Source organism: Microbacterium sp. KNMS (assembly GCF_053851835.1).
Map to the genome: position 1 here is coordinate 25,793 of NZ_JBSQBP010000013.1, position 22,985 is coordinate 48,777.

A 22,985-nucleotide genomic window follows, 5' to 3' on the forward strand; every position below is an offset into this window, starting at 1 on the left:
CCTCGGATGCCCGGCCCTTTCGCGTTCGCCTCAGGCGACCACGCGTCCCCCTTCGAGGCGGATGACCCGGTCGGCCGCCGCGATCGACGTCTCGTCGTGCGTGACGCAGGCGACCGCCGCTCCGCGCGCGGCCTCCTCGCGCAGGATGGCGCGGGTCCGGTCGCGGCTGCGCGAGTCGAGCCCGGCGGCGGGCTCGTCGAGGAGCAGGATGGCCGGGCGACGCACGATCCCCTGCGCGAGCAGGGCGCGCTGACGCTGCCCTCCGGAAAGGCTGGAGAGGGGGCGCTCCTCGAGCCCCGTGAGCTCGACGCGCGCGATCGCGTCGGCCACGGCTCGCCGGCCATCCGCTCGGCGACGACGGGTCCCGCGCGCCCAGGTGCCCATCGCGACCGTCTCGCGCACCGTCACGGGCAGGGTGTCTGGTGCCTCGGGGCGCTGCACCACGAGGGCGACGGCGCCGTCTCGAGAGACACGACCTGACCGCGGCGTGCGCACGCCGGCGAGGAGCTCGACGAGGGTCGACTTCCCCGAGCCGTTGGCGCCCGCGATCGCCGTCACCTCCCCGAAGGCGAGATGCATGGAGATGTCGTGCACGGCATCCTCTGCTCCGTAGGCGAAGCACAGCGAATGGGCGAGCAGGGCGGGGCGGTGGGAGCGCATCCCGCCCACTATAGCAATTGATAATCGTTCTCATTTTGGGTTAGGCTCGACCACCGTGTCCTCCTGGCTCCTCGATCCCCTCAGCGCGGCGTTCGTCCTGCGCGCCCTGACCGGCGGCGTGCTCGTCGCCCTCATCTGCGGCATCGTCGGCACCTGGGTGGTCATCCGCGGCATGGCCTTCCTCGGCGAGGCGATCGGCCACGGCATGCTCCCCGGCGTCGCGATCGCGACCGTGCTGGGGCTGCCGGTCCTCATCGGAGGCGCGGCGAGCGCCGTCGCGATGAGCGCGGCCATCGGAGCGCTGCAGCGGCGGGGGCGTCTGTCATACGACACGAGCATCGGGCTGCTCTTCGTCGGGATGCTCTCCCTCGGCGTGATCATCGTGTCGCACTCGCGCACCTTCGCCACGGATGCCACCGCCATGCTCTTCGGCGACGTCCTCGCGGTCGACCTCGGCGACATCGCGCTCCTCGCCGGCGCGCTCGTCGTCACCGTCGCGGTCGCCGCCCTGTTCCATCGCGCGTTCGTCGCGTCGGCGTTCGACCGGCGCATCGCGCACACCCTCGGCCTGCGCCCCCGTCGTGCGCAGCTCGCGCTGGTCGGGCTCGTGACGCTCGCGGTCGTCTCGTCGTATCAGGCAGTCGGGTCGCTGCTCGTCGTGGGGCTCCTGCTCGCACCGGCGGTCGCCGCGCGGCCCTGGACGACGCGCATCCCCGTCACGATGGCGCTCGCGGGCGCGATCGGCGCGCTCTCGGTGCTCGTGGGCCTCCTCGTGTCGTGGAACGCGGGCACCGCCGCCGGCGCCTCGATCGCGGGCAGCGCCATCCTCCTCGCGGCGCTGTCCGGCGTCGTCCGATCGAGCATCGACCGGATGCGCCGCCGCACCGCGGCCCATGGCCCGGAGACCGCGGATGGGCCGACGCACGCCTCCGCGACCGCGCGCTCGCGCGAACCGCACATCGCCCGAACGGCGGCGATCCGATGACCCGGAAGGAACCCATGCCCCGAAACCTGCCCCGCCTCCGACTCTCGATCGCTCTGGGTGCAGGAGCTCTGCTCCTCGCCGGATGCGCCGGAACCGCGCCCGCGGCCGAGCCGCCGGCGAGCTCGTCACCGGCAGCCGACGGACACGGATCGGTGGCCGGCGCCGCTCAGGTCGACGAGCCGCCGCTTCAGCTCGTCTCGATCGACGAGGACGGGACCGTCGGGGTGCTCGACCTGCTCGACGGAACGGCCGTCGAGCTCGGCGAGATCGGCGCTCCGACCGCGGTCGCGACGGATGGCCGCTACGTCTTCGCGACGACCGAGGCCGGGGTCGAGATCGTCGACAGCGGCACGTGGACCTGGGATCACGTCGACCACTTCCACTACTACCGCGCGGAGCCGCGCCTCGTCGGCACGCTCGAGGGGTCGGGCACCGCCGCGGTCTCGACGGGACCGCTCGCGACGGCCGGCGCGACGGGCATCGTCCTCGGCGCCGACGCCGTGCTGCTCGACAACAAGGCGCTCTCGAACGGCGAGATCGTCGAGACGCTGCGTCTCGACGCCGGTTCCGCCGACGGCGTCATCGCGCCGCTCGGTGCGGGCGCGCTCGTGAGCGAGGCCGACGCGGACGGTCGCGTGCAGAGCCTGCGCTTCGCCCCGGCGGAGGGCGACCAGGCGGAGGCCGAGACGCCGTGCGTCGACGCCGAGGACACGATCACGACGCGCGTCGGGCTCGTCGTCGGCTGCGCCGACGGCGCCGTGCTCGCGACGGTCGACCGCGGCGAGCCCGTCTTCGAGCGCATCCCGTACCCCGAGGGCACGACCGCCGAGCGTGCGACCGCGTTCGACGGCCGCAAGGGGCGCCCGACGGTCGCCGCTCTCGCGGGGGAGCGCGGCTTCTGGCTGCTCGACACCCGGGAGCGGGCGTGGCGGCTCGTCGAGACGGAGGCACCGCTTCTGCGTGTCGCGGCGGTCGACGACGCGGACGGTCACGTCGTCGCGCTCGATGCGGAGGGCCGCGTGCGCGTCTACCTCGCCGAGACCGGCGCGGAGATCGGGGCGTCCGAGCCGCTCCTGCCGCAGACGCTGGCCGACGCCGACGCGCTCGCGGGCGTCTCGCTCACGGTCGATGCGCAGCGGGCGTACGTGAACGCGCCGCTCGAGGGGGTCGTCCACGAGATCGCCTACGCCGACGGCGCGCGCGTCGCGCGATCCCTCGAGACGCCGACGGCTCCCGCGTTCGTCGCGGAGGTCGGGCGATGAGGCGGATGGCTGCCGGACTGCTGGCTGCGCTCGCGCTCGCGGTGAGCGGGTGCGCGGCCATCGTGCCCGCGGACGAGACGCCGCGGATCGTCGTGACCACGAACATCCTCGGCGACGTCGTGCAGAGCGTCGTGGGCGACGAGGCGGAGGTGCTCACCCTCATGAAGCGCAACGCCGATCCGCACTCCTTCGAGATCTCGGCACAGGAGGCCGCGTCGCTCGGCGATGCCGACCTCATCGTGTCGAACGGGCTCGGCCTCGAGGAGGGGCTGCAGCAGCACCTCGACCGCGCGGAGGCGGAGGGGGCGCGGATGCTCGCGGCCGGCGACGTCGTCGACGTCCTGCCGTACGCCGAGGGCGGTGCGCCGGACCCGCACTTCTGGACCGACCCTGCGCGGATGGTCGAGGTCGTCGATGCGCTCGAGGCGGCGGTCGCCGACATCCCGGGGATCGATTCCGCCGTCGTCGGAGGCAACGCGGACGCCTATCGGAGTGAGCTCGCGACGCTCGACGAGGAGATGACCGCGGCGTTCGCGGCGATCCCCGAGGAGCGACGTGCCCTCGTCACGAACCACCACGTCTTCGGATACCTCGCCGACCGCTTCGACTTCCGCGTGATCGGCGCGGTCATCCCCGGCGGCACCACCCTCGCGGCGCCGAGCGCCGCCGACCTGCGCGACCTCGCGGGCGCGATCGAGGAGGCGGGGGTTCCGACGATCTTCGCGGAGTCCTCGCAGCCCGACCGGCTCGTGCAGGTGCTCGCGAGCGAGGTCGGCATCGAGGTCGACGTCGTCGAGCTCTTCACGGAGTCGCTCACGGAGCCCGGAGAGGGCGCCGACACCTACCTCACCATGATGCGCGCGAACACCGAGCGCATCTCCCAGGGCCTGAGCTGAAGGCCATCCCGGAAAGGAACACGATGACACGACACACACGACGTCTGACGGCGGCGGCCGTGATCGCGGGGGTCTCCCTCCTCGCGACCGCGTGCGCGACCACGTCGGGCTCAGGTGCCGCCCCCGACACCGCGAGCGAGGAGCCGGCGGCTCCGGCGGAGGGTCGCGTCGCGGTGGCCTACGAGAACGGCATCGCGGTGCTCGACGGCACCTCGCTCGAGGTGGTGAACACCTTCGAGACCGAGGAGTTCACGCGGCTCAATCCGTTCGGCGACGGACGGACGATCGCCGTGACCACGTCGAAGGGGTTCCAGATCCTCGACACGGGAGCGCCCGAGCTCACCGACCTCGTGTTCGAGGCGGCTGCCGCCGGGCACGTCGTCGTGCACGAGGGGAAGACGGTGCTCTACGACGACGCGACGAGCGAGACGACCATCCTCGACACCGACGTGTTCGCTGGTGGCTACGACGCGCTTCCGGAGGGCGAGACGCACCGCTCCGAGGCCGCGCACCACGGCGTCTCGATCGTCCTCGAGGACGGCACGCTGCTCACGACCGTCGGCGACGAGACCGCGCGGTCGGGTGCCGTCGCGCTCCACGCGCACGACGACCACTGGGATGAGCTCGCGTCGAGCGACGAGTGCCCCGGCATCCACGGCGAGGGGACCGCGGCCGGTGAGGCCGTGATCTTCGGCTGCGAGGATGGCGCGCTCCTCTTCCACGACGGCGCGTTCGAGAAGTTCACGGCGCCCGACGAGTACGGGCGGATGGGCAACGCGTACGTCTCGGAGACGAGCCCGATCGTCGTCGGCGACTACAAGAGCGACCCCGACGCCGAGGGCTACCTGCTCAACGCGGTGACGCTCATCGACACCGCCGCGCACACCTACGAGGTCGTGGAGCTGCCGGACGAGGTGCAGTACACGTACCGCGATGTCGTGCGCGGGCCGGAGGATCTCGCGTACATCCTCTCGACCGACGGACAGATCCACGTGCTCGACCCCGAGACGGGCGAGATCGTCCACGCGTTCCCCGTCGTGGAGGCGTGGGAGGGGCCGGCTGAATGGCAGGACCCGCACCCCACGATCAAGGTGAACGGCGACATCGCCTACGTCACCGAGCCCGCTTCGAACGCCGTGCACGCCGTCGACCTGACGACGGGCGAGACCGTCGCGACCGTCGAGCTCGACGCCGCTCCCAACGAGATCGCGGTCGCGCTCGGCTGAGCGGCCCCTTTCCGGTGAGACTAGCCCCCGTCGCCCGGACTAGCGCTCCGGGCACAGGTATCGGCGACCGGGGCTAGTCTCACCGGCGATCGGGTGCGACACCCCCGGGAGGGCGGCGTCGATTGGCGCCGGCCTCCCGGTTCGGGTATGCTCTTGCAGGTTGAGAGTTCGGCTCTCGCAAGACGGGGCTATAGCTCAGGCGGTTAGAGCGCTTCACTGATAATGAAGAGGTCCCAGGTTCAAGTCCTGGTAGCCCCACTCCGTCTCCTCTCGGGGCCTTAGCTCAGTTGGTAGAGCGCTTGCTTTGCAAGCAAGATGTCAGGAGTTCGAATCTCCTAGGCTCCACACGCAGGAATCGCCCCGGCCACTCGGCCGGGGCGATTCGCGTTTCCGCGCCGGAGCTCACCGGGAGCGCGGCAGCTCGACGGGGCTGCGGGATCGATCGATCGCGACACCACTCGGATCAGCGGCATCGACAAGCAGGTGGACGGTCGACCCGGGGGAGAAGCCGGCGACGAGCGCGCGATCGATGCGGACGACGAGCTCCGCATCGTGCGAGGATCCGCGGAACGGGAAGCGCACGTGCAGGCGCATCGCCGGGGCCTCCTCGCCGCCGCCCGGGTGCCTGGCCCACGACGTGATGCCTGCCTCGACGCGGACTCCGCCCACCTGGAGGCGGTCGGCGCGGGACCTCTCCTCGCCGACCGGCCGGTAGCTCCGCGCGAGCGCCCGGGCGACCACGACGGCGATCGCGACGATCACGGTGAAGAAGCCGGCGATCGCCAGGATCGCCGGCAGCGGCATCGCGTCTGCGTTCTCCATCCACCGTCAGCGTCGCGCGGCGAGGGGGCATGCGGTGAACGGACGGGGAACACTCGCTGCCGACGCGCTGCAGGAGAGGGTGCGGCTGACGACCCTTCTCTACCGTGCGAGGGGCGGCGCCGTCGATCCCCGGTCGATGAGCGTCGGCGAGAGGCGGATGTGCCGGGGCTCGGCCTCGGGGTCGTCGAGCCGGGCGAGGATGGCGCGCGCGGTCTCCGCTCCCACGTCGCGGCTGCGGTCGTCGATCGTCGTGAACGACAGGTAGCGGCTGTTCGCGAGGGGCGAGTCGTCGTAGCCGACGAGCGACACGTCATGCGGGATGGCGAGACCTCGGTCGCGCAGGGCGGCCGCGGCGCCCAGCGCCATGACGTCGTTCGACGCGAAGATCGCGGTCACGTCCGGATGTGCCTCGAGCAGCTGCCGTGCCGCGCGGTAGCCCCCCTCATCGCTCGTCTCGTGCTCGCCGCCGGTCAGCAGCGGATGGAGCCCGGCTTCGCGCATCACACGGGTGTACGCAGCGCGCCGCAGGGCCGCCGACCCTCCTCCGCCGGTGAGATGCCCGATGCGACGATGTCCGAGCTCGAGGAGATGCCGCGTCGCGATCCGCGCGCCCTCGGTGTCGTCGTTCGCGACCGTGTCCGCGCCGGGGATCGAGCCCGCGCGCCCGCCGACGACGGCGACCGGGACGGGGATGCGCAGGGCCGCCGCATCCGGCTCGGCGGCGACGACGACGGCCTCGGCATGGGTCGCGATGAAGCCCTCGACCGCGTGCGCGTCTCGGCGGAGGTCGGCCACGCTGACCTGGAAGCCGGCGGGGTCGAGCACATCGCGCATGCCATCGAGGAGGTCGACGAACCAGAGGTTGCGGAAGTCGTCGATCACGAGGCCGATGTTGCGTGTGCGCACCCCGGCGAGCGCGGTGGCGGCTCGGCTCGGACGGTAGTCGAGTGCGCGGATGGCCTCCTCGACCGCGCGACGCCGCTCCGGGCTGACCTTGGGCGAGCCGCGGAGAACGAGGGAGACGAGCGACTTCGACACGCCTGCGCGCTGGGCGACGTCGTAGATCGTCGGTCGGGACGCGGTCATGAGATTCCCCTTTGACAGGACATTACGTCGTAGTATACCGTGATCGTTGTACCGCTCCAACGCGCGGTTCATCCCCATCCTCGCACCTGCAATGACGCCGCGGCCGGAAGGCCGGGCGAGACCTCGAAGGAGAGAGCCGATGCCCGAGAGCCTCGGAGTCGCCGTCATCGGAGCCGGCATGGCCGGCCGCGCCCACGCCGCGGCGTACCGTGCGGCGTCCACCGTCTACGCCTCGACGCTTCCGCCCATCCGCCTTGTGTCGATCGGCGACGTGAACGCCGAGTTCGGCTCCCTCGCCGCGCGGCGCTTCGGCTATGAGCGCAGCGACACGTCGTGGCAGGCGATCGCCGAGGCGCCCGACATCGACGTCGTCAGCGTCGTCGTCGCGAATCATCTCCACCGCGAGATCGTCGAAGGGCTCCTCGCCGCCGGCAAGCACGTCCTGTGCGAGAAGCCGCTCAGCGACAGCCTCGACGACGCGGTCGCGATGGCCGACGCCGCGCGCTCGGCGACGAGCATCGCGCGCGTCGGCTTCACCTACCGGCGCTCGCCCGGCATCGCGTATCTCCGCGACCTCGTGCGCAGCGGCGTGCTCGGCCGCGTGCTCCACGTCAGCGGACGCTACTGGACCGACTACGCCGCCGACCCGCACATCCCGATCAGCTGGCGCTTCAAGGGCGCGCAGGGCTCGGGAGCGCTCGCCGATGTGGGCAGCCACCTCGCGTACATCGCCGAGTTCATCGGCGGCGACATCGCGGAGGTGTCGGGTGGGCGCTTCGCCACCGTGATCTCCGAGCGCCCCGAACCCCTCGGCGCCGTCATCGGCCACGAGCACGGCGCCGTGTCGGACACGTTCGACACCGTCGAGAACGACGACTACGCCGCGTTCTCGTTCGACTTCGCGGATGGCGGAGCAGGGGCGATCGAGGTCTCCCGCGTCGCCTCGGGGCACGCGAACACGCTCGTCCTCGAGGTGTTCTGCGAGAACGGCTCGGCGTCGTTCGACTTCCGCACGCCGTCCGAGATCGGACTCATGCTCAACGAGGGACCGGTCGCGCAGCGCGGCTTCCGGCGGGTGCTCCTCGGCCCCGAGCATCCGTACCTCAGAGGAGGTCTCGCCATGGACGCGACCGGTGTCGGGTTCGGTCAGAACGAGGGCTTCGTGTACCAGGCGCGGGCGTTCCTCGAGGAGGTCGCCGGCATCGAGGAGGCGGCATCGCTGCCGCGATGCGCGACGTTCGACGAGGGGGTCCGCAACATGCGGCTGCTCCAGGCGGTGGCGGAGTCTGCCGCGCGACGCGGCGCGGCGGTCGCGATCCCGCAGGAGGTGCGCGCATGAGGCTGGGTGTCTACAACGCGATCCTGCACGACCGCACGCTTCCCGAGGCGCTCGAGGTCATCGCGTCGCTCGGTCTCACGGGGATCGAGCTGAACGCGGGCGGATTCCTGCCGGCGGTCCACATCCCGTCCCTCGACGACATCCTCGTGTCCGACGCCGCGCGCGACGACTTCCTCGGGCAGTTCGAGGGGACCGGCGTCGAGATCGCCGGCCTCAACTGCAATGGCAACCCGCTGCACGCGAAGGCGGACATCCGCGCGCGGCACGCGGAGGACGTGCGCCGATCCATCCGCCTCGCTGCCCGCCTGGGTCAGACGCGCGTCGTCACGATGTCGGGTCTGCCCGGATCCGACGAGACGGCGCGATTCCCGAACTGGATCGTGAACGCCTGGAACTCGGCGCACCTCGACGTGCTCGACTACCAGTGGCGGGTCGTCGGCGACTTCTGGCGGGAGATCGACCGACTCGCTGCCGACCACGGCGTCAAGGTCGCGCTCGAGCTGCACCCGCAGAACGTCGTCTTCAACACCCGCGACGTGCATCGTCTCGTCGAGACGACGGGCGCGACGCACATCGGCGTCGAGCTCGACGCGTCGCACCTCTTCTGGCAGCAGATGGACCCCGTCGCGGTCGTGCGAGAGCTGGGCGAGCTCGTCTTCCACGCAGCGGCGAAGGATGTCCGCATCAACCGCGAGACCGCACAGCTCTACGGCGTGCTCGACAACGGCTTCCGGCGGCTCGACCCGTCCGAGTCGCGCACGAGCCTGGGCGGCGACGAGTGGGCGAACGAATGGCCGAAGCCCGCCGCCTGGGACTTCGTCGCGCTCGGCAAGGGGCATGACACGGTGTACTGGACGGAGTTCCTCCGTGCTCTGCACGAGGTCGACCCGGACATGTGGGTCAACATCGAGCACGAGGACGTCGAGCTCGGCCGCGTCGAAGGGCTCCAGGTGGCCGCGGCCGTGCTGCGGGACGCCGATCGAGCTCTGCAGGAGTCGCTCGGGCAGGGGTGAGTTCGCACAGGGCGGTTCTCGAGGCCCGGTCGCGGCGTTTCGACTCGCTCGTTCCTCGCTCGCTCAAGGACCGGGGGAGGGATGGCCGATGGCGCCTTGCAGAGGGATGTGTCAGCGGGCGACCGCGTACGCCGCCCGCACACGTGCGAGGCGCTCGTCGAAGGCGGGCGGCAGCGGCGAGGGCAGGTCGCCGAGGGGGAACCACGCCAGGTCGTCCGACTCATCGCTGACCTGGAGGGCAACGGCGTCGCGGTCGACGACGGCCGCGACGCCGACGTCGAGGTGCGATGCGCATCGGCCGAACCGCGAGCTCAGCGGATGGTGGTCCAGATCGACGACCCGGACGTCGCGGAGGAGACCGCGGGAGACGCCCGTCTCCTCCTCGAGCTCGCGTGCGGCGGCCTGCGCGAGCGACGTGTCCCCGGCCTCCAGGTGGCCGCCCGGCTGCACCCAGAACCTCCCCTTGCCGTGGAGGCAGAGGAGGATCTGCTCGCCGGTCGAGTCGAAGACGAACAGGCTCGCCGTGAGGTGCGCGGGCGGTCCCTCGCGGTCGAGCGCGGCCGCGCCGTGCGCCTCGAGAGCCGCGACGAAGTCGTCGTGCGCGGGGACCGACGGCCCCACCAGGGCGACGGCCTCGCGCGCGGACGCGAGCAGGGAGGAGCGCGTGTCGATCACGGCTTCGAGCCTGTCACAGGCCGCGGAGCGGAGCGAGGATCCGAGTGGCCGACAGTCGTCGGTGAAATCACCATGCACAGACATAAAGCGAACCAGGGAGCAGATCGGTAAGACACTGACCGGTACCACTGTGCATATTGCCGCCCGATTTTGCTCGATCGGCCCATGAGGCGGATACTCATGTCGCGCGCGTCCCCCGCGCACCGAGACCATGAGCATCCTCCGCACCCCGCACAGCGCCCTCGAGAGCGTCACGGTGGTCGGCCCCGGCCGACTCGGCCGGAGCATCGCCCGTGCCCTCCGGGCGGCCGGCGTCGTCGTGCACGGCCCGGTCGGGCGCGGCGAGGAGATCCCCGACGCGCCGGTCGTGCTGCTGTGCGTTCCGGACGGCGAGATCGCTGCCGCGGCGCACGCCGCGGCGGCGGCGGGGCGGATGATCGGCCACACCTCCGGCGCGGTGCCGATCCACGATGTCGACTTCGGCCTCCACCCCCTGCAGACGTTCACCGGCGATGACGACCCGGCCGTGTTCCGCGGTGTCGCGTGCGCGGTCGCGGGGCGCTCGGACGAGGCGCTCGAGACCGCGACGGGCATCGCGCTCCTGCTCGGCGCACGCGCGTTCCCTCTCGATGAGGCCCACCGGGCGGCCTACCACGCAGCCGCGTCGGTCGCGGCGAACTTCCTTGTGACCATCGCCGATGCCGCGGAGCGGATCGCCGAGACCGCGGGCATCCCGGCCAAGGAGGCGCGCCTGCTCCTCGCGCCGCTCGTGCGGCGCACCGTCGAGAACTGGGCGTCGGGAGGGCCCGCGACAGCCCTGACGGGCCCGATCGCCCGCGGGGACGAGGAGACGGTCGAGCGCCAGCGCGCGGCGATCTCGGCCGGCCGGCCCGAGCTCGTCCCGCTCTTCGACGAGCTGTGCGAGGCGACCCGCGCGCTCGCACGCAGGAAGGAGCACGCGACATGAGGATCGTGCGCACCGTGTCCGACATGCGCGCCGCCGTGCGCGCCGCGCGAGCCGAGGTCGCCTCGATCGGCCTCGTGCCCACGATGGGGGCCTTCCACGAAGGACACCTCTCGCTCATGCGCCGTGCGCGGGAGGCGTCCGACGTCGTCGTCGTGTCGCTCTTCGTCAACCCGACGCAGTTCGGGGCGAACGAGGACCTCGGCTCCTATCCGCGCGACGAGGCCCGGGATGCCGCGCTCGCCGAGGAGGCGGGAGCCGACATCCTCTTCGCGCCGTCCGTCTCCGAGATGTATCCCGACGGCTTCGCCACGACCATCCATGTCTCCGGCATCACCGAGGTGCTGTGCGGCGCGCACCGCGGCCCGCACCACTTCGACGGCGTCGCCACCGTCGTCGCCAAGCTGCTCTCGATCGTCACCCCTGACGTCGCCTTCTTCGGACAGAAGGACGCGCAGCAGGTGCTCGTCGTGCGCCGGCTCGTCCGCGACCTCGACCTGCCCGTGCGGATCGAGGCGTGCCCGATCGTCCGCGAGCCGGACGGCCTCGCGATGAGCTCGCGCAACGTCTACCTCGATGCCGCAGCGCGGGCGCAGGCGACCGCGCTGAACCGGGCGCTGACCGCGGCGGAGGATCTCGCGGCGCGGGGCGAGCGGGATGGCGCGGTGCTGCTCGCGGCCGCGCGATCCGTCCTCGCGGAGGCCGGCATCGAGCCCGAGTACCTCGAGTTGCGCGACGCCGAGCACCTCCGCCCTCTCGTCCGCGTCGATCGGGACGCGCTGCTCGCGGTCGCGGCCAGGGTCGGCGCCGCACGCCTCATCGACAACCGCATCCTCAAGGGAGAATCCTGATGCGCCGCATCATGCTCAAGTCGAAGATCCATCGCGCCACCATCACGGGAAGCGACCTCAACTACGTCGGCTCGATCACGATCGACCCCGATCTCCTCGAGGCGGCGGACATCCTCGAGCACGAGCAGGTGCACGTGCTCGACGTCGACAACGGCGCGCGCTTCGAGACGTACACGATCGCGGGGGAGCGGGGCTCGGGGGTCATGCAGGTCAACGGCGCTGCCGCCCGGCTCGTGCACGCGGGCGACACGATCATCGTCGTCTCCTACGCCGAGTACGACGAGAAGGACCTCGAGACGTACGAGCCCGTCGTCGTGCACGTCGACCGGGGCAACGGCATCATCCAGGTCGATGACGCGGTCGACCGTCTCCTGACGGCGCGCGCATGAGCACGCGGCCGGCGGCCCGCCCGCGCGTCGCGCCGGCCGACCTCGCCGCGCGCAAGGCCGCGGGCGAGCGCATCGCCATGGTGACCGCGTACGACCATCCCAGCGCGCAGGTCGCCGAGGCGGCAGGCGTCGACGTCGTGCTCGTGGGCGACTCGGCCGCGATGACGGTGCTCGGATACGACAGCACCGTGCCCGTCACCGTCGACGAGATGATCATGCTCACGGCCGCGGTCCACAGGGGTCTGCAGAGCCCTCTGCTTGTCGCGGACCTGCCGTTCGGCTCGTACGAGGCCTCCGACGAGATCGCCGTCGCGACCGCGCAGCGCTTCGTGAAGGAAACGGGGTGCGATGCGGTCAAGATCGAGCGCGGCGGCACGTCGGTCGATCGCGCGCGCGCCATCGTCCGCGCGGGCATTCCCGTCATGGGGCACGTCGGCCTCACGCCGCAGACGGCGACCGCCCTCGGCGGATACCGCGCGCAGGGGCGGACCGCCGACGACGCACTCGCGGTGTGCGAGAGCGCACTCGCGCTGCAGGAGGCCGGGTGCTTCGCGATCGTCTTCGAGGCGATCCCGAGCGACGTCACAGACGCCCTGATGCCCCGGATGAACGTCCCCGTGATCGGCATCGGAGCGGGCCCCGCCACCGACGGCCAGGTGCTCGTATTCCATGACCTTCTCGGCATATACGGGGGTCGTGCGGCGCGTTTCGTCAAGCGGTACGCCGAGCTGCGGGGGGACATGATCGCCGGCGTCGAGCGCTATGTCGCGGAAGTCCGCGCGGGACAGTACCCAGCGACCGAGCACGGCTACTCCATGCCCGAAAAGGAATCTACCCGTCTGAGGGAGCTGCTCGACGCGCTCTGACCCGCCGACTTGCGCGGCCGCGGCTCCCTGCTACTCTGATCCGGTCCACACGGGAGTCCCAGCAGGGGCTGAGAACGAGCTGACGCTGCTCGCGACCGTCGAACCTGTTCGGGTCATGCCGGCGTAGGAAGTAGGAGCAGCTCTTTTGCGCACCCTGGAAGCGACGCATTCGCTCGCATATCTGCACGACGACGAGCACGGGATCCGGGTGCCGGTCACCCGCATCGCGCTCACGGACTCGCCGAACGGCGAGCGGAACGAGCCGTTCACGGCCTATCGGACGTCGGGCCCGGGCAGCGACCCGGTGCGGGGACTGCCGCCGCTGCGGGCCGACTGGATCGCCGCACGCGGCGACGTCGAGGAGTACGACGGGCGCCCGCGCGACCTTCACGACGACGGCCGAGCGGCCGCGCGGCGCGGCGCCGCCTCCGCGGAGTGGCGGGGAGAGTCCGCCCGCCCGCGCCGCGCACGTCCCGGCCGGCGCGTGACGCAGATGCACTACGCGCGGCAGGGCGTCATCACGCCCGAGATGCGCTTCGTCGCGCTGCGCGAGGGGTGCGACGTCGAGCTCGTCCGCTCGGAGCTCGCGGCGGGGCGCGCGATCATCCCGAGCAACATCAACCACCCCGAGAGCGAGCCCATGATCATCGGGCGGGCGTTCCTCGTCAAGATCAACGCGAACATCGGGAACTCGGCCGTCACGAGCTCGATCGCCGAGGAGGTCGAGAAGCTCCAGTGGGCGACGACGTGGGGCGCCGACACGGTCATGGACCTCTCCACGGGCGACGACATCCACACGACCCGCGAGTGGATCATCCGCAACGCGCCCGTGCCGATCGGGACGGTCCCGATCTACCAGGCGCTCGAGAAGGTCGACGGGCAGGCGCATCGCCTCACCTGGGAGATCTTCCGCGACACCGTGATCGAGCAGTGCGAGCAGGGCGTCGACTACATGACGATCCACGCGGGCGTGCTGCTGCGCTACGTGCCGCTCACGGCAGAGCGGGTGACGGGCATCGTCTCGCGCGGCGGCTCGATCATGGCGGGCTGGTGCCTCGCCCACCATCGCGAGAACTTCCTCTACACGCACTTCGACGAGCTGTGCGAGATCTTCGCGCAGTACGACGTCGCGTTCTCGCTCGGCGACGGCCTGCGCCCCGGCTCGACGGCCGACGCCAACGACGCGGCGCAGTTCGCCGAGCTCGACACGCTCGCCGAGCTCACGCACCGGGCGTGGGAGCACGACGTGCAGGTCATGGTGGAGGGGCCCGGGCACGTGCCGCTGCACCTGGTCCGGGAGAACGTCGAGCGCCAGCAGGAGCTCTGCTCGGGGGCGCCCTTCTACACGCTCGGCCCCCTCGTCACCGACGTCGCCCCGGGGTACGACCACATCACCTCGGCGATCGGCGCGACCGAGATCGCACGGTGGGGCACCGCGATGCTCTGCTACGTCACGCCCAAGGAGCACCTGGGGCTGCCTAACCGCGACGACGTGAAGACGGGCGTCATCACGTACAAGATCGCGGCGCATGCAGCCGACCTCGCGAAGGGCCATCCGGGGGCGCGGGATCGGGATGACGCGCTGTCGAAGGCGCGCTTCGAGTTCCGCTGGCGCGATCAGTTCGCCCTCTCGCTCGACCCCGACACGGCGGAGGCCTTCCACGACGAGACGCTCCCGGCCGAGCCGGCCAAGACGGCGCACTTCTGCTCGATGTGCGGCCCGAAGTTCTGCTCGATGCGGATCTCCCAGGACATCCGCGACCGCTTCGGCGGCGCCGAGGAGCAGGAGGCGATCGCGGCCATGCGCCGGAAGTCCGAGGAGTTCGTCGCCGCCGGCGCGTCCGTCTACCTCGACGAGCCCCGTGTCCGGAGCTGACAGCAGGGTCGACGTCGCCGTCATCGGCGCAGGGGTCGTCGGCACGGCGATCGCCGTCGCGTGTGCGCGCGCGGGGCGCTCGGTGCGACTCATCGACCCCCGCCCGGGAGACGGCGCAACGTATGCCGCGGCCGGAATGCTGAGCCCCGCGGGCGAGCTCCAGCACACCGAGCGCGCTGCCGTGGCGCTCCACCGCGCCGCGGCGGCCGCATACCCCGACTTCGTCGCATCGCTGCCCGGCGGCGCTGCGGCGTGCGGGTACGAGGCCGCCCCGACGCTTCTCGTCGGGGTCGACGACGCCGACCGCCGTCGGATCGTCGAGCTCGTGGACGCGGCGCCCGCGGTGCAGGCGGAGCGACGGAGCGTCCGAGAAGCGCGGGCCGCCGAGCCTCTGCTCGCGCCCGGACTCTCGTGCGCGTACGCGGCGGACGGCGACCATCGCGTCGATCCGCGTGCCCTCGTCCGCGCGCTTCGGGGCGCGCTCGCGCCATCCGCTCTCCGTCCGCTCGCGGCGAGGCGCCTGCTGCGCGGGCGGGGCGGTGCTGTGCACGGTGTCGAGCTCTCCGACGGGACGGCGATCGCCGCGGCCGAGGTGGTCGTCGCGAACGCGCTCGGCGCGGCGGACCTGGGCGCGACGCCGCCCGGCGTGCTGCGCCCGGTGCACGGAGACATCCTCCGCCTCCACGCGGCGGGCCTCCCGCGCCTCGCGCACACGGTCCGCTCCCTTGTCCGCGGCCGTGCCGTCTACCTCGTGCCGCGTGTCGACGGCGGACTCGTCGTGGGCGCGACCGAGCGCGAGGACGCCGACGACGCGGTCTCCGCGGGGGGCGTGTCGGCGCTGCTCCGCGATGCGGCCGAGGTGATGCCGCTCGTCGACGAGTACCGCTTCGTCGAGGCGACCGCCCGCGCCCGCCCGGCGACCCCCGATCATCTGCCCCTCGTCGGGCGGACCGCCCCGGGCCTCGTCGTCGCGACGGGAACGCATCGCAACGGCGTGCTGCTCGCCCCGCTCATCGCAGACCTCTGCCGCCGCATCGTCGACGACGTCGCCCCGCCGCGCGGCGTCGAGGCCGACCTGCTCGACCCTGGGCGGTTCGCCCCCACCCGCCTCCAACCCGGGCGCGACGCCGCGCCCCGTGACCGTGAAGGAGTCCTCGCATGATCGAGATCGATGTCAACGGAAGTGCTCTGCGGCTGCCCGAGGGGGCGGCCGTGTCGACGGTCGTCTCGGCGCTCACGGGCCGCGCGGTGACGCCCGAGGGCACGGCCGAGGACGGCGCGCCCCTCGGCGTCGCGGTCGCGGTCGACGCGGTCCTCGTGCCGCGCGCCCGCTGGGGGTCGCATCGGCTCGGCCCGGGCGCGCGGGTCGAGGTGCTCACCGCGGCGCAGGGCGGCTGACGTGGAGCCGCTCGTCATCGACGGCGTCGCCCTGTCGTCGCGGCTCATCGTCGGCACGGGCGGTGCGCCGAGCCTCGAGGTGCTCGACGAGGCTCTGCGGGCGTCGGGCACCGAGCTCACGACGGTCGCCGTGCGGCGATACGGAAGCGGAGCGGGCGGCCTCTACGCCCTGCTGCGCGAGCGCGGCATCCGCCTCCTCCCCAACACCGCGGGCTGCCGCACGGCGCACGACGCGGTGCTCACGGCCGAGCTCGCGCGCGAGGCGTTCGGCACGAGCTGGATCAAGCTCGAGGTCGTCGCCGACGACACGACGCTCCTGCCCGACCCGGTCGAGCTGCTCGACGCCGCGGAGCGGCTCGTCGCGGAGGGCTTCACGGTCTTCGCGTACACGAACGACGACCCCGTCACGGCGCTGCGGCTCGAGCAGCTCGGGGTCGCGGCGGTCATGCCCCTCGGCGCGCCGATCGGGACGGGCCTCGGCATCCTCAACCCCCACAACATCGAGCTCATCGTGTCGCGCGCATCGGTTCCCGTCGTGCTCGACGCGGGCCTCGGCACGGCGTCGGAGGCGGCGCTCGCGATGGAGCTCGGCTGCGACGCGGTGCTCCTGGCGACCGCGGTGACCCGCGCGCACGACCCCGTGCGGATGGCCGCCGCGTTCCGCCATGCGGTCGAGGCGGGCCATCTCGCCGCGCATGCGGGGCGCATCCCCCGCCGGCGGCATGCCCGCGCATCGTCGGAGACCGAGGGGATGGCGGTCCTGTGACGGCGCTCGTGGCACCCGGTCCGGCGCTCTCCGACGATGAGCGGGAGCGGTACGGCCGGCAGCTCATCTTGCCCGGCATGGGCGATGCCGCGCAGCGCCGCCTCCGTGCGGCGCGCGTGCTCGTCGTGGGCGCGGGCGGCCTCGGCTCGCCCGTGCTGCTGGCGCTCGCCGCGGCGGGGGTGGGCGTGCTCGGCGTGGTCGACGACGACGCCGTCGAGCTCGGCAACCTGCAGCGCCAGGTGATCCACCGGGTCGCGGACATCGGACGACCGAAGACGGCATCCGCACGCGACGCCATCGCGGCGCGGAACCCCGGGATCGAGGTGCGCGCCCACGCCCTGCGTCTGGATGCGCGGAGCGCGGCCGGCGTTCTCGCGGACTACGACCTCGTCGTCGACGGCTCGGACAACTTCGCCACGCGGTACCTCGTCGACGACACGGCGGCGGCGCTCGGCCTTCCGCTCGTCTGGGGGTCGGTCCTCCGGTGGGAGGGCCAGGTCGGGGTCGTCTGGGCTGAGCGCGGCACGCGCTACCGCGACCTCTACCCGGATGCGCCGGGAGCGGCGCTCGACTGCGCGACGGCGGGCGTGTTCGGCCCGCTGTGCGCGCTCGTCGGCGCCCAGATGGCGGCCGAGGCGATCAAGCTCATCACGGGAGCAGGACGCCCCCTCCTCGGCCGCGTCGTCGTCGTGGACGCACTCGGCGCCGGATGGCGCGAGGTCGCGTTCGCGGCGGATGGCCCGGCGCAGGCCCCAGCGGATGGCCCGGCGGAGGCCACGGGGGACGGCGGGGCGGGGGCCACGGAGGATGGCGCGGTGCCGATCGTCTCGGCCGCCGAGCTCCGCGCTGCCCTGGCCGGGGGCGCCGCGCCTCTCGTCGTGGACGTGCGCGCGCCATCCGAGCCCGGGGCCATCCCGCACGCCGTCCGCTGGACGCTCGACGAGATCGAGGCCGGGGAGGAGCCGCCCGAAGCCGTCCGGCGTGCGCTCGTCGAGCGGCGCGAGGTCGTCGTGCACTGCGCCCTCGGGGTGCGGTCGCGCCGCGCGGCCGAGGTGCTCCGCGGGCGCCCGGAGTGGCGCGCTCACCCGCTCCGCTCGCTCGCGGGTGGGATCTCGGCGTGGCACGCGCTCGAGCAGGCCCCGGCGCCGACGTGCGCCGCGGCGCCGTGACGCGATTCGGGAAAACCCGAAAGAACGTCTCCGGCTGACTCTGGGGCGCCCGCGCGAGGGCCGCCCTAGCTTGGAGGCATGACCACACAGCTCGCCTCCGCTTCGACCGCGAGGACGTCGCGCCCGCTCCGGGTGGCCGGGGCGATCGCCCATCTCGCGGCGCTCGGCTTCCTGGGCGCCTTCGCGTTCACCGCTCTCTTCGGGCTGCTCGGCTTCGGCCTCGGCACCCTCCCGCTCCTCGGCTTCGGGCTCCTGCTGCTCGTCGCCTTCGTCTACGTCCTCTTCGCCGTCGCCTGGCTCGAGACCGCGCGTGTCGACGGGCTGTACGGCTTCGGCCTGCCCGCGCTCGCATGGCGCCCCCGCGTCGGCCCCGGCTTCGGCGGCTGGATCCGCACGCTCCTGCGTCAGGCGGTCGACCCGCGCATGTGGCGGGCGATCGCCAACCTCGCGATCGCGACGGTCTTCGGCGTGATCGTCATGGGGCTCTTCCGCCTGCTCATCTGGTCCATCGCGATCTGCTTCGCTCCTCTCTCGGGCGCGGACACGGTGCGCGGCGCGTTCGGCCTCGAGTTCGCCGCCGCGTGGGCGCCGCTCGCCGGCATCCTGGGCGTCATCGTGACCGCTGCCGGGATCGTCGGGCTCGCGCTCCTGCACGGCGTGCTGAGCCGCGCGATCGTCGTGCCGTCGCAGGAGGAGCAGCTGGCCGCGCAGGCCCGCACCTCCGACGCGCAGCGAGCGGGCGCCGTGCGCGCCTCCGAGGTGGAGCGGACGCGCATCGAGCGCGATCTCCACGACGGCGTGCAGCCCCGTCTCGTCTCCGTCGGGATGACCCTCGGCCTGGCCCAGCAGAAGATCGACAGCGACCCCGATGCCGCCCGCTCGCTGATCGAGGAGGCGCACACCTCGACGAAGGCGGCCATCACCGAGCTCCGCCAGCTCGCGCGCGGCATCCACGCGTCCGTGCTCGACGACCGCGGCCTCGACGCGGCGCTGTCCGCGCTCGCCGGGCGCTCGCACATCCCCGTGCACCTCGACGTGCGGATGGACGGCCGGTGCAGCCGGGAGGCCGACGCGGCGGTCTACTTCGCGATCGCGGAGTCGCTCACGAACGCCGCGAAGCACTCGCGTGCCGCGGAATGCCGGGTGGTCGTGCGCCGTCGCGACGACGGCGTGCTCTGGGCCCGGGTCGAGGACAACGGCATCGGCGGGGCACGCGTGCTCCCCGGCGGCGGCCTCGACGGCATCTCGAACCGCATCCTGTCGGCGGGCGGCACCGTCCGCCTCGACAGCCCGAACGGCGGACCGACCGCCCTGGAGGTGAGCGTGCCATGCGCATCCTGATCTGCGAGGACTCAGTCCTCCTGCGCGAGGGCCTCGTGCGCCTCCTCGAGGACGCCGGCCACGAGATCGTCGCGGCCCTTCCCGACGCGCGCGATCTGCTGGCGACCGTGGAGGCATCCGCCCCGGATCTCTGCATCCTCGACGTGCGCCTCCCTCCGACCTTCACCGACGAGGGGATCCGCGCGGCGATCGAGGTGCGGGCGGCTCATCGCGAGCTCCCCGTCCTCGTCCTCTCGCAGTACGTCGAGGAGCGCTACGCGAGCGAGCTGATCACGGCGCAGGGCGGCGCGATCGGCTACCTCCTCAAGGACCGGGTGGCCGACGTCGCGGAGTTCGTCGAGTCGGTCGACCGCATCGCGCAGGGCGCGACCGTGCTCGACCCCGAGGTCGTCGCGCAGCTGCTCAGCCGGCGCACCCGCGACGAGCGGATGACGCGGCTCACGGAGCGCGAGCGCATGACGCTCGCTCTCATCGCGGAGGGCAAGTCGAACCAGGCGATCGCCGGCGTGCTCTTCGTCTCGGAGGCGAGCGTCGAGAAGTACGTCACCTCCATCTTCCAGAAGCTCGGCCTCGAGCCGGACGAGTCGGGCAACCGCCGCGTTCTCGCAGCTCTCGCCCACATCGAGAACACGGGCGGAACGCCCCAGACAGGAGCGACACGATGAGCACCCCCACCACCCCGCCGGCCTTCGATGCGTCGGCGTACGATCCCGCGGCCGTGCCCCCGCGCCCGGCCCCTCCCACCCCTCCCGCATCGGGCGGCAAGGTCGTCGCGCTCGTCGTCGCGGTGATCGGCGGCGTGGCGCTGCTGGGCACCGCCATCGGCTCGGGCGTCGCCGCGGCGCGCGGCGCGTTCTCGGTCGACGAGACCCTCACGGCGGCGGCCGCCGGCGTGACCTCCCTCGACATCGACGCCTCCGGGGCCTCCTTCGCGATCGCCTACGGCGACGTCGACGAGGCCGTGCTGGAGGTCACGAACGCGGATGACGGATGGCGCGTCTCGCGCGACGGCGGCGAGCTGTCGGTCGACCGCCGCGACGGGTTCTTCCGCGGCTGGTGGTTCGGCGGCGACTGGTTCGGGGGCGACTGGTTCGACGACGAGCAGACCGTCGTGCTGACGCTGCCGGAGCGCCTGAAGGGCGCGGGCCTCGATGTCGACCTCTCGCTCTCGGGCGGCAGCCTCACGGCCGAGGGCGACTTCGGCGAGGTCGACGCCGAGGTCGGGGCGGGGTACCTGAGCCTCGACGGCTCGGCCGCGTCGCTCGAGGTCGATCTGAGCGCGGGCCAGGCCGACCTCGCGCTCGCCGACGTCGCGGAGGCCGGCTTCACGGTCGCTGCGGGCCGTCTCGACGCCGAGCTCACGGGCGACGCGCCCGCCGAGGTGACCGTCGATGTGAGCGCGGGCTCGCTCGACCTCGTGCTCCCCGACGAGACCTACGCCGTGCGCTCCGACGTCTCGGCAGGCGACTTCGACAACCGCCTCGACGTCGAGAGCTCGTCGCCGCGCGAGATCTCGGTGCAGGTCGCGGCAGGGGATGCGACCCTCCGACCGGGTGGCGCCTCCGCGCGCTGACGGGCTGCCGCACCGCGAGCCGGCCCCGGGTTCCGCCCGGGGCCGGCTCGCTGCGCGTTCGGTCGCTGCGGGATGCCCCGGGCCCGGTCGTTGAGCGAGCGGAGCGAGTCGAAACGCGGGGGCGTTCGGAGGCTGGGTTGCGGCATTTCGTCTCGGTCGCTGCGCTCCCTCGCTCAATGTCCGGAGGGGGACTCCGGATCGTCTCGGTCGCTGCGGGATGCCCCGGGTCCGGTCGTTGAGCGAGCGGAGCGAGTCGAAACGGGGTGAGGTTCCGAAAGACGTGCGGAGCGGAAATCCCGGATCGTTCGGCGAACGGTGAACCTCGTGGCACAGGATGGAGGGCATGGCTCAGGATCGTCGTCGGCGCGTGATGGAGAGCGTCCGCAGGGCGCTGTGGAGCGACGCGTCGAAGGCCGCCCCCACCGAGCTGCTCACGGTCGTCGACGACGCGATGGCCGTGCGGATCATCGACCTCGCGATGCGGGTGGCCGAGGTCATGCTGTCGGTCGGCGCGTCGGCGAAGGAGGTCGTGCTCGCGGCCCTGCGCATCACCCGCGCCTACGGGCTCAAGAGCGTGCACGTCGACGTGACCTACAACTCCGTGACGGTGTCGGATCACCGCGGAGGCGACGACCTGCCGATCACCCTCATGCAGGTCGTGCGGTCGGCCGTTCCCGATCACGCGAAGCTCCAGCGCCTCCAGGCGCTCGTGACCGAGATCGAGGAGGGCCTCGAGCTCGGCGAGGCGCGGGCGCGGTTCCGCCAGATCCGCCGCACGCCGTTCCTCTATCAGCCCGGCGTCGTGATCACGGTGCAGGCGCTCCTCGCGGTCGGCGTCGGCGTGATGTTCGGCGCGTCGTGGATCGCGCTGGCCGTGACCTTCCTCGCCGCACTGGGCGTCGCCGGATCCCAGGCGGGGCTCGCGAAGCTGCGCGTGCCCATGTTCTTCAGCCAGGTGGTCGGCGCGTTCACGCTCGTCGCCGTCACGGTCGTCGTCGCGCTTCTGTCGCGCCTCGGCGTCGAGCCGTTCACCGATGTCCGCTCGACGATCGTCGTCTCCTCGGGCATCGTGCTCATGCTCGCGGGTCTCGCCGTCGTCGGCGCCGCGCAGGACGCGATCGACGGATTCGCGCTCACCGCGGGTGGGCGCATCCTCGAGCTCACCCTGCAGACCCTCGGCGTCGTGCTCGGCATCGTGGTCGGCCTGCAGCTCGCGAGCGCGCTCGGCGTCGGCCTGCAGCTGCCGAGCGAGGCGCTGCCGTTCGGGCCGTTCGCGGGTCAGATCGTCGGCGCGGTGATCGTGGCGATCACCGTCGCGGTCATGAACGGCGCCGGCCTCCGCATCGTCGTCGTGAGCGTCCTGCTCGCGACGATCGCCTGGACCGGCTACGCGGTGCCCTCGGCGGCCGGACTCGACGCGGCCGGAGCGAGCTTCGCGGGCGCCTTCGCCGCGAGCCTCGTCGGCGCGCTCATCGCCCAGCGCCTGCACGTGCCATCCGTCGCCGTGACGACGGCCGCGATCGTCCCCCTCGTCCCGGGCTCCGCCGTGTTCCGGGGTCTTCTCGGGATGGTCGAGGCCGGCGACGACACCGCGCGGCTCATCGTCGCGACGCAGGCGCTCGTGACCGCCGGCATGATCGGCATCGCGCTCGCCGCGGGCGCGACCCTCGGCCTGTTCATCGGCTCCCCGCTGCGTGCGACCCTGGACGGCGTGCGGATGAGGGTGCGGACCACCGCGCGGCCCCGCGCCGCCGCCGGCACCGGCAAGCTCGTGCCGGTCCCGCCGCGCGGCGAGGCCGACGGCGCCGCGATCCGGGATCAGTAGGCT

23 protein-coding genes, 2 tRNA genes and 1 riboswitch are annotated in these 22,985 nt (G+C 72.6%); of the genes, 21 read left to right on the forward strand and 4 right to left on the reverse strand.

The annotated features are described in order from the left end of the window. Positions 1-30: 30 nt before the first annotated feature. On the reverse strand, positions 31-660 hold the full coding sequence (gene aztA / locus ACWXWW_RS09615; protein ID WP_455969751.1) for a zinc ABC transporter ATP-binding protein AztA: 630 nt from the start codon (positions 658-660) through the stop codon (positions 31-33). Positions 661-715: 55 nt separating this feature from the next. Between aztA and aztB the strand changes: the two genes are divergently transcribed. From aztB to ACWXWW_RS09645, 6 genes are all read left to right on the forward strand, one after another. Beyond that, complete coding sequence (gene aztB / locus ACWXWW_RS09620; RefSeq protein ID WP_455969752.1) at positions 716-1,645, forward strand: zinc ABC transporter permease AztB; 930 nt, start codon at positions 716-718, stop codon at positions 1,643-1,645. A gap of 14 nt (positions 1,646-1,659) precedes the next feature. Beyond that, complete coding sequence (locus tag ACWXWW_RS09625) at positions 1,660-2,907, forward strand: ABC transporter (RefSeq protein ID WP_455969753.1); 1,248 nt, start codon at positions 1,660-1,662, stop codon at positions 2,905-2,907. Next, positions 2,904-3,803, forward strand: coding sequence for a zinc ABC transporter substrate-binding protein AztC (gene aztC, locus ACWXWW_RS09630; RefSeq protein WP_455969754.1), 900 nt, complete (start codon positions 2,904-2,906; stop codon positions 3,801-3,803). The genes ACWXWW_RS09625 and aztC overlap by 4 nt, the downstream gene beginning before the upstream one ends. A gap of 23 nt (positions 3,804-3,826) precedes the next feature. Further along, complete coding sequence (aztD, locus tag ACWXWW_RS09635) at positions 3,827-5,029, forward strand: zinc metallochaperone AztD (RefSeq protein ID WP_455969755.1); 1,203 nt, start codon at positions 3,827-3,829, stop codon at positions 5,027-5,029. Between the two features lie 184 nt (positions 5,030-5,213). Beyond that, positions 5,214-5,287: transfer RNA gene (locus tag ACWXWW_RS09640), tRNA-Ile, on the forward strand. 14 nt (positions 5,288-5,301) lie between these two features. Beyond that, positions 5,302-5,374: transfer RNA gene (locus ACWXWW_RS09645), tRNA-Ala, on the forward strand. Positions 5,375-5,431: 57 nt separating this feature from the next. On the opposite strand, the gene ACWXWW_RS09650 is transcribed toward ACWXWW_RS09645, so the two are convergent. Further along, on the reverse strand, positions 5,432-5,851 hold the full coding sequence (locus tag ACWXWW_RS09650; RefSeq protein WP_455969756.1) for a hypothetical protein: 420 nt from the start codon (positions 5,849-5,851) through the stop codon (positions 5,432-5,434). Positions 5,852-5,950: 99 nt separating this feature from the next. Next, entirely contained in the window at positions 5,951-6,937 is a 987-nt protein-coding gene (locus ACWXWW_RS09655) for a LacI family DNA-binding transcriptional regulator (protein WP_455969757.1), read from the reverse strand. A 139-nt stretch (positions 6,938-7,076) separates the two neighbouring features. Here ACWXWW_RS09655 and ACWXWW_RS09660 point away from each other — a divergent pair, with 139 nt between their 5' ends. Together ACWXWW_RS09660 and ACWXWW_RS09665 are read left to right on the forward strand one after the other, a co-directional pair. After that, positions 7,077-8,276, forward strand: a complete 1,200-nt coding sequence (locus ACWXWW_RS09660; RefSeq protein ID WP_455969758.1) for a Gfo/Idh/MocA family protein — start codon at positions 7,077-7,079, stop codon at positions 8,274-8,276. Continuing rightward, positions 8,273-9,289: a sugar phosphate isomerase/epimerase family protein gene (locus tag ACWXWW_RS09665; protein ID WP_455969759.1), complete on the forward strand. Its 1,017-nt coding sequence runs from the start codon at positions 8,273-8,275 to the stop codon at positions 9,287-9,289. The genes ACWXWW_RS09660 and ACWXWW_RS09665 overlap by 4 nt, the downstream gene beginning before the upstream one ends. 111 nt (positions 9,290-9,400) lie before the next feature. Here ACWXWW_RS09665 and ACWXWW_RS09670 read toward each other — a convergent pair whose 3' ends face one another. Then, entirely contained in the window at positions 9,401-9,964 is a 564-nt protein-coding gene (locus tag ACWXWW_RS09670) for an NUDIX hydrolase (RefSeq protein WP_455969760.1), read from the reverse strand. Between the two features lie 211 nt (positions 9,965-10,175). Between ACWXWW_RS09670 and ACWXWW_RS09675 the strand changes: the two genes are divergently transcribed. The 13 genes from ACWXWW_RS09675 to ACWXWW_RS09735 all read left to right on the forward strand — a co-directional run bounded on the left by ACWXWW_RS09675 (position 10,176) and on the right by ACWXWW_RS09735 (position 22,982). Beyond that, entirely contained in the window at positions 10,176-10,931 is a 756-nt protein-coding gene (locus ACWXWW_RS09675; protein WP_455969761.1) for a DUF2520 domain-containing protein, read from the forward strand. Continuing rightward, entirely contained in the window at positions 10,928-11,779 is an 852-nt protein-coding gene (gene panC, locus ACWXWW_RS09680) for a pantoate--beta-alanine ligase (protein WP_455969762.1), read from the forward strand. The genes ACWXWW_RS09675 and panC overlap by 4 nt, the downstream gene beginning before the upstream one ends. Next, positions 11,779-12,168, forward strand: a complete 390-nt coding sequence (gene panD, locus ACWXWW_RS09685; RefSeq protein ID WP_271172509.1) for an aspartate 1-decarboxylase — start codon at positions 11,779-11,781, stop codon at positions 12,166-12,168. The genes panC and panD overlap by 1 nt, the downstream gene beginning before the upstream one ends. After that, entirely contained in the window at positions 12,165-13,034 is an 870-nt protein-coding gene (gene panB / locus ACWXWW_RS09690) for a 3-methyl-2-oxobutanoate hydroxymethyltransferase (protein ID WP_455969763.1), read from the forward strand. The genes panD and panB overlap by 4 nt, the downstream gene beginning before the upstream one ends. A 39-nt stretch (positions 13,035-13,073) precedes the next feature. Further along, positions 13,074-13,181: riboswitch (TPP riboswitch) on the forward strand. Then, entirely contained in the window at positions 13,180-14,910 is a 1,731-nt protein-coding gene (gene thiC, locus ACWXWW_RS09695) for a phosphomethylpyrimidine synthase ThiC (protein ID WP_324013332.1), read from the forward strand. (Overlaps the previous riboswitch by 2 nt.) After that, positions 14,897-16,072: an FAD-dependent oxidoreductase gene (locus tag ACWXWW_RS09700; protein ID WP_455969764.1), complete on the forward strand. Its 1,176-nt coding sequence runs from the start codon at positions 14,897-14,899 to the stop codon at positions 16,070-16,072. The genes thiC and ACWXWW_RS09700 overlap by 14 nt, the downstream gene beginning before the upstream one ends. After that, a complete protein-coding gene (gene thiS / locus ACWXWW_RS09705; RefSeq protein ID WP_271172505.1) occupies positions 16,069-16,308 on the forward strand; it encodes a sulfur carrier protein ThiS in 240 nt (79 codons plus the stop codon). Before ACWXWW_RS09700 ends, thiS begins: the two co-directional genes overlap by 4 nt. 1 nt (position 16,309) lies before the next feature. Beyond that, positions 16,310-17,074, forward strand: coding sequence for a thiazole synthase (locus tag ACWXWW_RS09710; protein ID WP_271172504.1), 765 nt, complete (start codon positions 16,310-16,312; stop codon positions 17,072-17,074). Next, positions 17,071-18,243, forward strand: coding sequence for a ThiF family adenylyltransferase (locus ACWXWW_RS09715; protein ID WP_455969765.1), 1,173 nt, complete (start codon positions 17,071-17,073; stop codon positions 18,241-18,243). The genes ACWXWW_RS09710 and ACWXWW_RS09715 overlap by 4 nt, the downstream gene beginning before the upstream one ends. 78 nt (positions 18,244-18,321) lie before the next feature. Continuing rightward, positions 18,322-19,584 carry a histidine kinase gene (locus ACWXWW_RS09720; RefSeq protein WP_455969766.1) on the forward strand — a complete coding sequence of 421 codons (1,263 nt, stop codon included), beginning with the start codon at positions 18,322-18,324 and terminating at the stop codon, positions 19,582-19,584. Beyond that, positions 19,572-20,249 (forward strand): response regulator transcription factor, encoded by a 678-nt coding sequence (locus ACWXWW_RS09725; RefSeq protein WP_282978334.1) that lies wholly within the window; start codon positions 19,572-19,574, stop codon positions 20,247-20,249. The genes ACWXWW_RS09720 and ACWXWW_RS09725 overlap by 13 nt, the downstream gene beginning before the upstream one ends. After that, complete coding sequence (locus tag ACWXWW_RS09730) at positions 20,246-21,157, forward strand: hypothetical protein (RefSeq protein ID WP_324013339.1); 912 nt, start codon at positions 20,246-20,248, stop codon at positions 21,155-21,157. Before ACWXWW_RS09725 ends, ACWXWW_RS09730 begins: the two co-directional genes overlap by 4 nt. Before the next feature lie 343 nt (positions 21,158-21,500). Further along, positions 21,501-22,982: a threonine/serine exporter family protein gene (locus tag ACWXWW_RS09735; protein WP_271172499.1), complete on the forward strand. Its 1,482-nt coding sequence runs from the start codon at positions 21,501-21,503 to the stop codon at positions 22,980-22,982. Positions 22,983-22,985: the final 3 nt, after the last annotated feature.

Coding starts and splice junctions, on each gene's coding strand:
- aztD (WP_455969755.1), top strand. CDS start 3,827: ATGACACGACACACACGACGTCTGACGGCGGCGGCCGTGATCGCGGGG.
- aztA (WP_455969751.1), bottom strand. CDS start 660: ATGCGCTCCCACCGCCCCGCCCTGCTCGCCCATTCGCTGTGCTTCGCC.
- ACWXWW_RS09660 (WP_455969758.1), top strand. CDS start 7,077: ATGCCCGAGAGCCTCGGAGTCGCCGTCATCGGAGCCGGCATGGCCGGC.
- ACWXWW_RS09725 (WP_282978334.1), top strand. CDS start 19,572: ATGCGCATCCTGATCTGCGAGGACTCAGTCCTCCTGCGCGAGGGCCTC.
- panC (WP_455969762.1), top strand. CDS start 10,928: ATGAGGATCGTGCGCACCGTGTCCGACATGCGCGCCGCCGTGCGCGCC.
- ACWXWW_RS09650 (WP_455969756.1), bottom strand. CDS start 5,851: ATGGAGAACGCAGACGCGATGCCGCTGCCGGCGATCCTGGCGATCGCC.
- panD (WP_271172509.1), top strand. CDS start 11,779: ATGCGCCGCATCATGCTCAAGTCGAAGATCCATCGCGCCACCATCACG.
- ACWXWW_RS09625 (WP_455969753.1), top strand. CDS start 1,660: ATGCCCCGAAACCTGCCCCGCCTCCGACTCTCGATCGCTCTGGGTGCA.
- ACWXWW_RS09675 (WP_455969761.1), top strand. CDS start 10,176: ATGAGCATCCTCCGCACCCCGCACAGCGCCCTCGAGAGCGTCACGGTG.
- ACWXWW_RS09735 (WP_271172499.1), top strand. CDS start 21,501: ATGGCTCAGGATCGTCGTCGGCGCGTGATGGAGAGCGTCCGCAGGGCG.
- aztC (WP_455969754.1), top strand. CDS start 2,904: ATGAGGCGGATGGCTGCCGGACTGCTGGCTGCGCTCGCGCTCGCGGTG.
- panB (WP_455969763.1), top strand. CDS start 12,165: ATGAGCACGCGGCCGGCGGCCCGCCCGCGCGTCGCGCCGGCCGACCTC.
- ACWXWW_RS09730 (WP_324013339.1), top strand. CDS start 20,246: ATGAGCACCCCCACCACCCCGCCGGCCTTCGATGCGTCGGCGTACGAT.
- ACWXWW_RS09720 (WP_455969766.1), top strand. CDS start 18,322: ATGACCACACAGCTCGCCTCCGCTTCGACCGCGAGGACGTCGCGCCCG.
- ACWXWW_RS09655 (WP_455969757.1), bottom strand. CDS start 6,937: ATGACCGCGTCCCGACCGACGATCTACGACGTCGCCCAGCGCGCAGGC.
- thiS (WP_271172505.1), top strand. CDS start 16,069: ATGATCGAGATCGATGTCAACGGAAGTGCTCTGCGGCTGCCCGAGGGG.
- ACWXWW_RS09665 (WP_455969759.1), top strand. CDS start 8,273: ATGAGGCTGGGTGTCTACAACGCGATCCTGCACGACCGCACGCTTCCC.